Annotated in this window: 12 protein-coding genes; 4 read left to right on the top strand and 8 right to left on the bottom strand. The window is 51.8% G+C overall.

The window, feature by feature from the left end:
- Nucleotides 1–236, top strand: a 236-nt coding sequence (locus tag KP699_RS13805) for a transposase (protein WP_215763029.1), incomplete at its 5' end; no start/stop codon positions are given.
- On the opposite strand, the gene KP699_RS13810 is transcribed toward KP699_RS13805, so the two are convergent.
- The 6 genes from KP699_RS13810 to KP699_RS13835 all read right to left on the bottom strand — a co-directional run bounded on the left by KP699_RS13810 (nucleotide 226) and on the right by KP699_RS13835 (nucleotide 6,953).
- A complete protein-coding gene (locus KP699_RS13810; protein WP_215763030.1) occupies nucleotides 226–444 on the bottom strand; it encodes a hypothetical protein in 219 nt (72 codons plus the stop codon). The two genes, KP699_RS13805 and KP699_RS13810, sit on opposite strands and share 11 nt — an antisense overlap.
- Nucleotides 445–510: 66 nt before the next feature.
- Nucleotides 511–1,110 (bottom strand): hypothetical protein, encoded by a 600-nt coding sequence (locus tag KP699_RS13815; protein ID WP_252347078.1) that lies wholly within the window; start codon nucleotides 1,108–1,110, stop codon nucleotides 511–513.
- 662 nt (nucleotides 1,111–1,772) lie between these two features.
- On the bottom strand, nucleotides 1,773–2,717 hold the full coding sequence (locus KP699_RS13820) for a sugar-binding transcriptional regulator (protein ID WP_215763031.1): 945 nt from the start codon (nucleotides 2,715–2,717) through the stop codon (nucleotides 1,773–1,775).
- 16 nt (nucleotides 2,718–2,733) lie between these two features.
- Nucleotides 2,734–3,756, bottom strand: coding sequence for a hypothetical protein (locus KP699_RS13825; protein WP_215763032.1), 1,023 nt, complete (start codon nucleotides 3,754–3,756; stop codon nucleotides 2,734–2,736).
- 33 nt (nucleotides 3,757–3,789) lie between these two features.
- The gene (locus KP699_RS13830; RefSeq protein WP_215763033.1) at nucleotides 3,790–5,280 is read right to left on the bottom strand and encodes an FGGY-family carbohydrate kinase; all 1,491 of its coding nucleotides are present in this window, start codon (nucleotides 5,278–5,280) and stop codon (nucleotides 3,790–3,792) included.
- The gene (locus KP699_RS13835) at nucleotides 5,277–6,953 is read right to left on the bottom strand and encodes a glycerol-3-phosphate dehydrogenase/oxidase (RefSeq protein ID WP_215763034.1); all 1,677 of its coding nucleotides are present in this window, start codon (nucleotides 6,951–6,953) and stop codon (nucleotides 5,277–5,279) included. The genes KP699_RS13830 and KP699_RS13835 overlap by 4 nt, the downstream gene beginning before the upstream one ends.
- Nucleotides 6,954–7,266: 313 nt before the next feature.
- Between KP699_RS13835 and KP699_RS13840 the strand changes: the two genes are divergently transcribed.
- Together KP699_RS13840 and KP699_RS13845 are read left to right on the top strand one after the other, a co-directional pair.
- Nucleotides 7,267–8,247: a sugar MFS transporter gene (locus KP699_RS13840; protein ID WP_215763035.1), complete on the top strand. Its 981-nt coding sequence runs from the start codon at nucleotides 7,267–7,269 to the stop codon at nucleotides 8,245–8,247.
- A gap of 215 nt (nucleotides 8,248–8,462) precedes the next feature.
- Nucleotides 8,463–10,142 carry a carbohydrate porin gene (locus KP699_RS13845; RefSeq protein ID WP_252347079.1) on the top strand — a complete coding sequence of 560 codons (1,680 nt, stop codon included), beginning with the start codon at nucleotides 8,463–8,465 and terminating at the stop codon, nucleotides 10,140–10,142.
- Between the two features lie 157 nt (nucleotides 10,143–10,299).
- On the opposite strand, the gene KP699_RS13850 is transcribed toward KP699_RS13845, so the two are convergent.
- Together KP699_RS13850 and KP699_RS13855 are read right to left on the bottom strand one after the other, a co-directional pair.
- Complete coding sequence (locus KP699_RS13850; protein ID WP_215763036.1) at nucleotides 10,300–11,706, bottom strand: DHA2 family efflux MFS transporter permease subunit; 1,407 nt, start codon at nucleotides 11,704–11,706, stop codon at nucleotides 10,300–10,302.
- 47 nt (nucleotides 11,707–11,753) lie between these two features.
- The gene (locus KP699_RS13855) at nucleotides 11,754–12,320 is read right to left on the bottom strand and encodes a hydrolase (RefSeq protein WP_086656388.1); all 567 of its coding nucleotides are present in this window, start codon (nucleotides 12,318–12,320) and stop codon (nucleotides 11,754–11,756) included.
- 154 nt (nucleotides 12,321–12,474) lie between these two features.
- On the opposite strand from KP699_RS13855, the gene KP699_RS13860 reads away from it, so the two are divergent.
- Nucleotides 12,475–13,068, top strand: coding sequence for a TetR/AcrR family transcriptional regulator (locus tag KP699_RS13860; protein WP_215763037.1), 594 nt, complete (start codon nucleotides 12,475–12,477; stop codon nucleotides 13,066–13,068).
- Nucleotides 13,069–13,121 lie beyond the last annotated feature (53 nt).

The following is a 13,121-nucleotide window of genomic DNA, read 5'->3' on the forward strand; positions in this document are numbered from 1 at the left end:
AGATCAGACAGTCTCTCGCAGACCAAAACATCACCGCCTGTATTCCACCAAAGAAAAACAGGAAATCAAAGCCACCTTACAATTGGCATCTGTATAAAAAGCGCCATCTGATCGAAAACATGTTCGCAAAGCTGAAAGACTGGCGACGGGTGGCAACACGATACGACCGCTGTGCTCATACATTCATGTCCGCAATCTACATCGCAGCAAGCTTCATCTTCTATCTTAAAGAATGAGTCCTGAGCCTAGTGCCTGAGCCGTTCCTTCACCCGTGAAGGCGGTTAGACAGCAGGCTGCAACCCCTAACAGCACAAAGAGCCCTTTCGACCAGCGGGACACTCTGACCTGACTCATTGGTCCAAAATAAAAACCACGAACCGTGTCCAGTTCTGCGCTGATAAGGTCTACGATGATTCCCTGCCCCTTCAGGATCGCACGCAGCATTTTTTTCGCTCCGTATGTTTCATCAAAATAAATTGGAAAAATTACACTATTTAAGCAGCCCGAATATCAAGATAATGTCTCAAAATGTCGGACGATCCACGATACTTCATAAAGAAGCCCCACGCTGACAAATGCCATGTGGAAGCGTCGATTAGTGGACATAATCGCTATCCCACATAAAACAAGATAAACTGGGACACGGAACCAGTATTCTATAGAAAACAAGGCATAATGTGCAGGCCCTTTGATAAGAGTGTCAATTAAATCAAACATAACAGTCAGGGCAAAAAACGAGAAAAACCATTTTCGCCTTGAAATAAAGAAATCTTCATATCCTGTATAATCACTGATAGAATCAGGAAATAGAAAAGCGCTCAGGAAAAATAAGATGATTGCATAAAGAATTAGAAACAAATAGGTCTCGAATCTCCATACAGGGAGTTCAGTCAGCCACAACTCCCACCACCAGAAATGCATCAGCATCAGAAGCAACGTAAGCACCCAACCAATATGTACAGGATAAATGCGCGTCTGGCTTGGGTGTTGAATAATACGGACAAGACCCGTCAGAAGTCGGGTTACGCTCAAGCCGACAACCATGCCCATAATCATGCGGACATGCTGGAAAATATCCGGTGAAGTCAGGGGATGTGGAGGCATGATCATATTTTTCCCTGTCAGTTATGTCTTCTCAAGGTTTATCGAGATTTTTATTTAAGGTTTGGTAATCTGTATTTAATAGTAAAGCGAATTTTGTTTCCCGGTGAGCGAATTATAACGTCGCCATAAAAAGGGGTTAAAATATATCGTAAGAACTTTCATCTGATCAGTTGACATAACAGGCTCAACCAGCGCTATTCAGGGTTTCGGGCAAAACCGCTATTTTTTTGCAGTCACGGTTTTTCCGTGGTCATCAAAATAATATAAAATATTTATGTAATTTTTATCCTGCTTACAATATTCTTTTAATTATTAAAAATAAAAATCAATTTAATACAAAAATAATCATGAATTATACCACAAATACCGCAAAGAATAAGACTGGCTTCATTGCAAACACGCAAACCTCCTAACTGTTATCATAACGCGTTAATAAACTCCTTTTATACGTTCCTGCTCTGGGACGCGGCCGTCACAGCACAAAAAAGTGCCAACGTGATCATGCCTCCTCCTCTGCATACGGTGGCACTGCCAAGTCTCATAATAAATATGCTATTTTACGACAACACATGTCGAGAAAAACGAATAATCTCTCTCTACTTTAATCATAACAGTAGGAGCGCCTTTGTACCGTTATAAAAAGCTATAAATAGTAATGCAGTATGGGGCTAGCTACCCAAAAGGGATTGAGCAAGGTCTTCGTCTATAACAAGTTTTTTTGCAAATCCACCACGCAGGGCGGCCCGTGTGGCCTCAAGTTTATGCTGACCAGAAACAACCAGAAGTCCTTCCATCTGGCGCAAGGTCGCATGATCTGCTCCGATCAGCCGCGTATCGATCTCTCCCAACACAGGCTGACCTTCTGCATCAATAAAACGCCCTGCGATAATACCCGTGGCACCCCGTTTTGTGTAATTTTCGATATCCCGCACGGACGCAATCTGGAAATGCGTCACATGGCTGTCTGGTGTTGCGGGGCTGACTGTATAAATTGCTTTATTACAGTCACTCAGTTTCTCAAGCTGGTCATGAATAATAGGTTCCGCTTTCAAAAGATCAGCAAGAAGAACAGAACTGCAAATAGCCGGCGCATTCAGGTTGATACAGAGTGCACCAATACGATTGGCAATTTCAACGGAACATCGTTCGGATGTGGGTAGCAAAGGGTTAGCCATGGAGCCGATAAGCTGCCGAACCGTCAGATTTTCAACAGGCCAGTACGGAACATAGTCCGAAAGCAGGCTGAGTGTTTTCCCCCAGCTCACGCCAAGCTGGTCTCCCGGCTGGATAAATTCCAGCAAGACCTGTGCTGCGGCCTGACAGACCTCGGCAAGGCTTCCATCCTCTGAAAGGCCATCAACTGGAATAACGTGAGCACTTTCCAGCCCAAACCGCTCTGTCAGGGCATCCGCCGTTGCATTCAGACGAAAATGCTCACCAGATAAGCGGATGCAGACAATTTCCCGCGCTTTGGCCTGCTTGATGTAACTGATAACAGTCGGGCGAGAGAGTCCCATACGCGTGGCAATCTCGCCTTGTGTCATGTTCTTGACGTAGTAGAGCCAAGCGGTTTCAGCAATAACCCTGTCTGATGGGCCTGTCTCTCTCTGCATTCCGCCTTCCCATACGTCATGTCTCTGTAACTGCGTCTTTGAGCATACTGTCCGTGATCTGCAAATCATTTTCAAGGCTGCGATCGGCAACACAGCCCTGACGCTGTAAATCGGCATGGTAGCCGCGGACGGCCTCTATGGAGTTGACTTTCCGGTCCACCACCCATCTCATCCACGTAATCATCAGGCACTGGTCCTCTGCTCCGTTAATTTTACGCCCAAAGAGCGCCAGACGGGCGCCATAGCGTTCAGCCTGAGCCAGAAGCTCGAACGTATCGCGATGTGTGCCACCGCCTCCCCCCATAATGCCCACCACCATGGACGGATCATGCTGCACCAGTTCTTCCAGAGGTCCCGGACCGTTATATGCCACCTTGAGAAACTCGGGTTTCTCCTGGCGCGTCAAGGATGCAAGTGTGCGCACCACACAATCGTTAATGAAAAAGCCAACCTGATCGCCGGAGAGGCCCGTCTCAACATTAGGATTGAAAACCTCAAGAAAATGCATTTTGCCGTTCATCCGGGCATCTGCCCGAAAGCGCGCATAGGCCTCAAGTGAGGATGCATCATGCTCTGCATCATTAATATATGTCAGAGAGTACAGGCACAGCGGGGCACGGGCAAATTCAAGGGCCGCGCCTCGGTACGGGCGTGGTGGAAAATCAGGATACCGCCCTCCCCGAATACCGACCCATGCGTCAGTTGCTTCATTGCCGCGAAAAGCTGGTATAATTTTACTATTCTCAAAAGCACCTTCGTCAGCAAGTTGCTCAATAGTCGCTGTGGAAGACAGCATGATATCAAGGACATCCTGCTTTATCAGGTCGCGCACCTGTTGCAGAAATTCCGGACGGTTGCGATAGCCAGAGCTTTTGCCGGTCTCTCTGTCACGGCGAAGCCCCATGGATGGAACTCCGCCAGCAACATCAACATCTTTGGCGTCCGCGATCATGAAGTCACCGATTTTATAGTCACCGGCTCTGATACGGGAGATTTTCTCGAAAAAACGTGTTTTTTTGTATTCGTTCTTTTTGGTCATCGCACAGATTGCCTTAGTTTGAGGATGATTTTTTCAGGGTGCAGCGGACAACAGAGCTTTCATCCCCCGATCAAGCCGGGAAAATTCGTGGTATCGTTCCTCAAGAATGGCGACATGATCAGGAACTGGCTCCAGCCTGCATGAGACCCTGCTCATTTTCGCCACGGCCTCTTCAAGTGTGGCATAAAGTCCGCTTGCGACCGCAGCACAGATTGCACCACCCAATGCGCCGACCTCTGGCGTATCAACAATCTCGACCGGTTTGTTGCATACATCCGCAAAAATCTGCCCCCAGAAAGGTGATCTTGCAGCACCGCCCGTCAGGCGGATCACCTCAGGCCATTCTCCGTTTCCGTATTCCAGAAGAGCCTCAGCATGACGGCGATGTTCAAAAGCAACGCCTTCACAGGTGGCACGGATCATGGACGCCTCGTTATCCGTAGCACTGAGGCGGAGAAAGCTTGCCTGCCAAGGGCTTGGACCGTGAATATAAGGAAGGAAGTAGCAACGCCGCACATCAACAGGACAGTTTTCTGCAACGGTAAGGGCCTCAGGAACGGAGATGCGGTCCCCCAAAGCGTGCTTCAGATACCAGCCCAGATTGGCGGCGGATGAGGGGCTTCCTTCTGCAACCAGCCGTGCGTGATCCCGGTAGAGCATGTTCAGCAGAGGATATTTCCCTGTATCGTCCCCTGATGTTTCCATGCCGTTGATTGCCCATGTCCCTGCAATCATAACCATCCGGTCCGGGGTGATCACACCGGCACCCAGAGCGCAGGATGCAACGTCCATCATACTCCCGGCAACAGGGAGCCCTTCCGGCAGTCCTGTCTCAGCCGCAGCCCGGGCACTAATTCTTCCGGCTATGCCAGAACTAGCAACAATTTCTGGAAGCTTTTCCATAAGGCCTGACTGCCCAAGAAGAGAAAAAGCCTCCGGTGCGTAGTCTTTTCTCCGAAGATTCATCAGCCCTCCCCCGCTTGCGTCAGAAGGGTCGGTCAATGCGGCATCTGTGAGCCGGAGACGGATAAAGTCTTTACAGGCTAAAGCCCAGCGCGTGGCGTGCATAACATCCGGCAGATTTTCTGAAAGCCCGACAAGCTGGATCAGGGTCTGCCCGCCCCACGGGCGGTGTCCGTTCATCTGGCCTAAGGTCTGATCTTCTCCATTTTTGAGAATACGATCAGCAACTGGCTGTGCACGATGATCAACCGACACAATACCCGGATGCGTCGGCTTTCCCTCGGCATCCACCAGAAAAACGCCATTTCCAAATCCCGTTCCGCCAACGCCTTTGAGGCGTTTTGCAAAACCTCCTTCCAGAACATCCCGAATGGCACGCACTGTTGCCTGCCAGAATGCGTCGGGGTCACGCTCCACTCTGCCGTCCGGGTAGTGGTTCGTCGTGACTTCAGCATTGCGAAGGCGAACTATCCCGCCCTGACTATCAAACAACGCGACTTTTACCGCTGTTCCACCTGCGTCAATTGCCAGCAGCAGAGCATCCTGATCATGAGACATCATGATTTCCCTCCCCGCCAGAGAATGCGTGAATCTGAGGTGCACTTTTCAATCTGCGTATCAACCCAATCCGCGTCATGCCCCAAAATGGCGGCCATAATCGTTGCAATCTCTTTCAAGGCGTCGCGTGTCAGGCGCCCTGTCATGACGATATTCATCCTACGCAAAACCATGTCCTCCAGAGTGAGAGGCATGCGGTGGCGCGTCAGCCATTCAACTTCACGCCGGGAATAACCGGGCGCATTCTCCAAAGGATTGTCAGGCTGACTTGCGCAAAATGCAGCCACTTCAGACGTGATAGCGCCGTATCGCCGCAGTAATTCTGTTACACGCTGCACAGGCAGGCCGGTTTTGCCCGCAAGGGACGTGGCATCCACGTTCGCGGCCCCCGGGTATGGACGGTCCGCAGTGCTGGTGCTGCGTATTTTGCCCAGTTTCGCCAAAATTGCGTCCGCAGCCATCTCCGCAAAAGACCGAAATGTTGTCCATTTGCCGCCCACCAGAGACCATACAGGAAGACCACAGGCCTCGGTCTGGATCAGGGCATGATCTCGCGCCGCCTGCGTTGCGTTTCCACTCCCGGCCTGAAGGGGGCGAATACCGCTCGTAACGGACTGAATATGGTCTTCTGTAACGTGCAGATCATCAAACAGGCTGTTGAGCGCATTGAGCAGATACGCAATTTCTTTCTGGGAAACACTATGATCGGCGGGGTCTGAGGTTTCAACTTCAGTTGTACCAATCAGAATAACGTCCTGCACAGGCAGGCAGATCACCATTCTCCCCTGCCCATCATCAAAATAAAACGCACGGCGTGCCATCCGGGCGTGCAACGCATCGTGCCGCAAAACCAGATGCGCTCCCTTGATGCCACGAATAAACCGTGTGGGATTTCCTAGTGTAGCATTTACCTTATCAATTGCAGAACCTGTTGCGTTAACAATCGTTTTTGGCCGCAGAACTCTTGTTTCTCCTGAAACATCATCAGTAACAGAGAAGCTTCCATCCTGCTTATACTGCCATGCCACATGGTTAATTGCCGCCACATCCGGCGTCTCAATCGCCGCCTCAATCATTTCCATGATCAGGTTTTCAGGAATGACGATCTGCCCGTCATAATAGCTGACAACCGCCTTTACAGTTGTGGGTAAGCCGGAAGGAAAAAACCGCTTTTTGAGCGTTACACTATGCCGCGGCAAAGCGCGCCTTACCGCACCAAAACGCTCATACAGCACAAGAGCCATTTCTATAGCCACAAGGCTGAGGTTACCTGTTTTTTTGGAAAGCCCCAGAAAACGCAGAGCAGCTTTTGGAAAGCCTGCAAACAGATTTGTAACCGGCACTACAATTTCAAGAGGTTTTACGAGGTGTGGCGCATCATGCAGCAGCATGTTCCTTTCGCGTGCTGATTCACGCACCAGACTGAATTCCCGCCCTTCAAGATAGCGTAGTCCGCCGTGCGCCATGCGGCTCGAAGCTCCGCTCGCACCGGCGCTGAAGTCTCCGGTGTCAATCAGCACAGCGGAAACCCCGTTGAGCGATAAATCACGCAGTAACCCGACGCCGTTCACACCACCGCCAATGATAAGAACGTCCGGTGAGCCAATGTTTTTTATTTTTTCCCATACCCGTTCACGCACAAACGGGGATGATTTTTTCTTTTCGGCTTCTGCCATGGCAACTTCTCCGCTGTCTGCCCTACCCGAAACTAACCACACAGCATTTACAATTGTCAATTAATATAGACTTATGTAAAGAATCGCTTCTCACGATGTCAAACAAGAATGCCGCAGACGCTTCGTATTCTCTAAGAAGCGTGACGGCGCAAAAATGAAAGTCGTGCCAATGATTGAAACGATCAAAAAAAACAAAACGCTTTTCGCTGGAAGTGTTCTTGCCTTCGTTCTGATGGGAGCCGGGCAGTCACTTCTTGGGCCATGCGTTCCTGAGTTCCGCCAGATATTTGGGCTTTCTATAGCCTCAGCAAGCATGATCGTTACCGCACAATGGGTCGGTGCTCTGGCGGGGGTCGTCACTCTTTTCTTCTGTGGTCAGAAGGACTTCATCAAGCTCGCTTTTGGTCTTCTTGTGGCCGGAACGGGCCTGATGGCGGCTCAGCCGGGCTGGCCCTTAACACTGCTTGGCTCTCTTGCATTCGGGGCAGGCTACGGCGCCAGTCTGGCACTGGTAAATTCACGCTTACTTGAAAGCTTTGGAGCCTCCGGCCCTTCAATGGTGAGTCTGGTCAATGCCCTGTTTGGTGGCGGAGCAATTATGGCGCCGCTTGCCTTCGTGGCACTAGCGCGATCATCCACAGTCAGCTTCGCTCTTCTTTCCGCAGGGCTGGCTATTCCTTTTCTTCTTGCCTTCCAATTTGCAGCGCCCCCTCACCATCACGAGGCAGTGACCGAAGCTTCGACTGTATTCCGCCCGTCTTTTGCAACATTGTTTATTGGGGCATCAGGAACAGCCATTGAAGCCTGTCTGATCGGGCTCGGGCCGTCTATTCTCGTTAACGGCAGTTTTTCTGATGTGACGGCCGCCAACGCTCTCTCGTTGTTTTTTGTATTCTTTCTCAGCGGGCGCATTGCCCTCAGCTTTGCAGGGCACCGTTTCCCGACGGCACCGATGATCATTGCGGGCTTTGCCGGGACTGCTGTTCTGCTGTTTCTGGCCTCTGCTGGTATTCTTCCGACCATAACCTATCCGTTATCAGGATTTTTCATCGGGAGCATTTTTCCAAATTTCTTTGTTTTCGGTTCCTCGCTTCTGGGAAAAAATAAGAAAACAGGCCCCACTCTCGTCTGTGCAGCTCTGGCTGGGGGTGTCGCAGGGCCGCTTGTTGTCGGACAATTGATCGCGCATCTGCCCGGCCTGACATCTTTTCTGCTTCTGGCTGTCTACGCTGTTGTTATAACATTCTTCGCAAGCCTTATCCTGAGAAAGCATTTTCGTGCCCTCAGGCCATAATTCGCGTCCAGAGATTAAGAAACAACACCGGAGACATAGATGCCGAACCTGACACGATACGACGCCTAAATTGCGAAGGCACCCCGGTTCTCCGGAAGCGGGGCCTCAGACTGTTCCAAAGAGAAAAATAAAAACAAAGACGTCGAATGCTTTGATAACAGGCAGGATTATTTTTTGTTCTTCTGTGATCAAAACCATTCCCGGGGAACAATACTATGCGCAGTGTCTCAGAACTGGATATCACATCCACTAAAACCAGACAGATCTTCGGTGCCGTGCGCTCTGTTTATGTCGCCTGTCTGTTTACCGTTCTTTGTCTGACAGGCTGGCAGCCGGGCTTTTCTCCCCCTGCTATGGCGCAGGATGCACCGGCCTCAACGGAGGCGCCGGAGTCCAGCGCCGCATCGCCAAAAGACCACGCTAAACTGCCAGCAGCCGTACAGCCGGATAAAAAAACAGAAATTCCATCATGGCTTCAGGGCGTTATCGGGAACAGAGCACCACCCCCCAAGGAACCGTTTGTTTCCAACCCAACCCCTTTTGGGGAAACCCAGCCTACAGTCCCGCTTTATCAAGAAATTCCCGGATTTTTGCAGGCTTCTTATGGCCCGCCGTCATTTGGCCCTCCTTACGGGACAACCCATCTGTTCGGAGACTGGGGCGGAATTCAGCCATGGCTGCAAAAACGCGGACTTTATTTCGCGCTGGATGTGTACGAAGATATTGCAGGCAATGTTTCAGGCGGTAAAAGGCGGGCTTACAGCAATGCCGGGCAAGTCGGTGCGACACTGGATGTTGACTGGCAGAAACTATTGCACGCAAGTTCCTGGTCTGACGATTTATGGCTCCATATGCTCGTTGTTAACGGTCACGGAACCAATCTCAGCCGCCTGTATGGCGATAACAGCAATCAGGTCCAGCAGATTTACGGGAGCCGCGGCAATGTTGTCGCGCATCTGGTCTGGACATATTTTGAAAAAGCCTGGCTACAACGCAAAATTGATCTTGCAGTTGGCTGGATTCCGCCCGGCGCGTTTTTTCAGAACTCGCCATGGGTTTGTAACTTTATGAATGTGTGGCTGTGCGGCGGAGAATCCCCTACCAAATTCATGACAGGCGGGCGCGGCTGGCCATCAGGCAATATCGGCGGCGTCCTGCGTGTGATGCCCATCCGGCAGTTCTATCTGATGGGCGGCCTCTTTGCCGTCTCTCCTCATGCCTATAATGGCGGAATTTCCGGCTGGTCATGGGGGCAGGATCGCCTTGGAAAGCTGTCTTCTCAGTTCGAGGCGGGTTGGATTCCGGAATTCGGGCGTAATCATCTGATCGGCCATTATAAAGTCGGCATTATGTATGATAACTCCCGCTACAACGACCTTTATGAAGATATCAATGGGGCTCCATGGGTTCTGACCGGCCAGCCAGCCCGTAAACAAAGTGGTCAGACCTCAGTCTGGGTGCTGGCTGACCAGATGCTTGTCCGGCACGGCCCCGGTGAAATGAACGGGCTCATTCTGGGGGGCTATTTTGGATGGGGTTCTGGCAAGACATCCCAGATCAGCCATAGTTTTACAACGGTACTGATGGACACCGGTGCATTATGGAAGCGCCCGCTGGATAGTGTTGGGATCGCTTTTCTCTGGTCCAAATTCAGTCGCTCCGCCATTTTATCTCAGGAAGCAGCGGCCTCCGCAAACCTCCCGCTTCCCGGCGCAAATTATGGCATACCCTACGGTATTCAGGGGCATGAAGCCATTTATGAGGCCTATTACGGCTTTCATGTCATGGAAGGATTTACCATCAAGCCTGATTTTCAATACGTAAATCATGTTGGCGGAACCACAGTCTTTAAAGATGCAGTTGTTCTCAGCACCGCCATAAACATCGCGTTCTGAAGCTGACAGGACAAAGCCCGGATGAAAGGTCCGGGCTTTTGGCTGACTGGGCTACAGGAACTCTTTTCTTCTTGGGAATTGCTCGTTATGGCTGGTCTGAAAATTCAGCCAGCACGCTAAACTGACTTAAAAACAGCTTTTCCCAGCGGATTATCTGTTAGCTGCGTCTGGCTTCTGAGGTCCTGATAAAGCGCGTTGTAAGCAACAGGACAGCATGGAACACGGCAAGCAGTCCGAAAGTTTCCGTGAAAGCTTGGGATGTAGCATGGAGCGTCGTGCCTATTGCAAGCCGCCAGCCGAGAAATGTGGCGCAGACAGTTGTTAAAGTTGGTCCTCCAATACGCTGCATAATGTTGAGCGCAGTTGTCGCCATGGGAATGTCCTGCCGTGAAACTGATGCGTAGCCTGCGCTCATGGCCGGAATACCAACGGCCCCTCCCCCAGCGCCGCGCAGAAATAAGGCTATGGTGAGCAAAGCAATATTCAGACCATTAGCGGCCAGTGCTGTCAGGAGAAGAGTTCCCATCAAGGAAAGCAGTGCTCCGAAGCCGGTCAGAGCCCGCACAGGGAAGTGATCGCTCAGGCGACCGATAAGTGGGTATACGCACATCATCCCCAGCCCCAAAGGGGCTATGAGCAGTCCCGTCTGTTCAGGCGAGATCCCGCAGGAATGAATGAGCCATACTGGCAGCATCATCTGACCGGCGAACAAGACACCATTGGTGAGGAACATAATAACTGCCGACGCGGAAAAAGCCCTTATCCGAAACAGGCGAAGGTCAACCAGTGCATCGTCCCCCTTGCGACGTGCAGACAGGATATACAAAGCAAACAGGGCAACCGATACGCCAAGGATCATCACCCCTGAAGACTTCGCGACATGATCCATGCCGTAAAGGAATGCAACCAGAGCCGGTGCGAGAAGGCCAAGCCCCATCAGGTCCAGCGGGCGTGAGCGTATTTCTGATCGATCATCCGGTAAAAACAGAGCTGCGAGGGCAATGGCGACCACTCCGACCGGCACATTCAGAAAAAATATCCAGCGCCATGAGGCAACCGAGAGAATAGCTCCGGCCACAACAGGCCCCAGAAGCGGCGCAAGCAGCACCGGAGCCGTCATGGCGCTGGCCACTCGTGGTAGTTGTTTACCCGCCACACGGGCAACCGTCATCTGCGCCATGGGCGCGAGCAGACCTCCCGCCATCCCCTGCAAAAGGCGAAATGCGATCAGGGATGGCGCGGACCATGCCACCGCGCACAGTGCGGATGTCAGTGTAAAGGCACCAAAGCACCATAAATAGACCGCGCGCGCTCCAATGCGGTTCACCAGCCATCCGTTAAGCGGTAGCGTCAGGGCAAGGGCCAGAAGATAGCCACTAATAACCCATTGGATACTGGAAAACGGCGCATGGAGCGTCGTAACAAGGTCCGGAAGTGACACATTGATAATCGTGGCGTCCAGTTGCGCCATAAAAGACCCGATTGCCGCAACACTCACGATTTTCCACGTTCCCGGCGGCAACTGATCTGCACGCCCGGCTGGCAATAGTTTTTTCGTTTTCATGCTGGCGTTACTCGAAACCGGGGGACGCTATGGCGCACACCAGACGCTCATACATCCAGCGTTACTGCATCACTTGCGACCACACGGCCAAGGCGCGGGAAAATTTCTTCACAGGCAAAACGCTGCATCGCTTCCGTAAATGTAGACATAATGTCTTCTACTAATACGACATTATATCCATGCTCATGGGCCGCCCGCGCGGTGGATTCTACCCCCAGATTGGTAGCAATTCCGCCAAGTACGATGGTCGTGATCCCACGCCGCCGCAACTGAAGGTCAAGATCTGTGCCGTAGAACGCACCCCACTGCCGTTTTGTAACCCGCAGATCGTTCGGTTCAGCAAGACCGTCAGCCAGTTCCGCCCAGTCCGGAGCAAAGCCGCCCGGCGGCGAAAAAGGCCGGTCGACCGCCGCATGCACGGCATCGGCAAAATCCGGGGCGAACGCAACATTCACCAGAATAACGGGTGAACCTGCGGCCCGGAAACGGGCCGCGAGCGTTTTTGAGCGTTCAACAATGTCTTCCCCTGAGAGTGGAGCAAGAGGAAGCTCCGTTATGCCTTTCTGCAGGTCAATCAGCACAAGAGCTGTCTGGCGAGCCGGGAGTGAAATCATGATAAGACCTTCCCTATTGACGTCCGGACTGCTTTCCCCAAGCGTTATCCAGGCCATATGAAAACCGCTTTAAGTTGAGTGCATACTCAAACAGGAGTATTAATTGAGGGAAGACTCAAATACGTCAAGAGGAAAACGGACGCCTCTTCAACCAATGCGCGCGGCTGGACGCCAGCGCGTTGAGGAATTGCTGGCGGCTGCGTCCGACCTGATGGCGGAACGAGGCTATGAGGCGACGACCATGGCGGAAATCGCGCTACGTGCCGGAGCGAAGATTGGCTCTTTGTACCGTTTCTTCCCGAACAAGGAAGCGGTAGCAGATGCGCTTGTGCAGCGCCATATCGCCATTCTGGAAGAGGAATACGCAGCCCTCGCCCAGCGCGCGGCCACCCTTTCGCCAGAGGCGCTGGCAGATGTTCTGATTGAATTGCTTGTCACCCTTCATCCACGCGTAAAGTCGCTATCTGCTCTGATGGAAGCACGGACAGACAGAATGGAGATCCGCAACCGCGCACGCGGTCATGCCCTGACAGGAATAGCGGCAGCCCTGCGTGTGTGCGCACCGGGGCTGGATGAAACCCTTGCGAGAGACATTGCAGCCGTTGTTCTCAACACCATGAAAATTTTACGAGGTATGATCACAAAAGATGCCCCCACCACACCCGGAGCTCCCGACGAATTGCGCAGGATGAACCGGCTTTATCTTTCAGACCGTCTGGCACCGTTCCGAGATCATTGGGGCTTATGATGATATGACGCGATATAAGAAAACGGGTTATAGAAATTGTAACTCTGACGATT

The sequence above is a fragment of the Acetobacter sp. P1H12_c genome (assembly GCF_018811975.1).
Classification (GTDB): domain Bacteria; phylum Pseudomonadota; class Alphaproteobacteria; order Acetobacterales; family Acetobacteraceae; genus Acetobacter; species Acetobacter persici.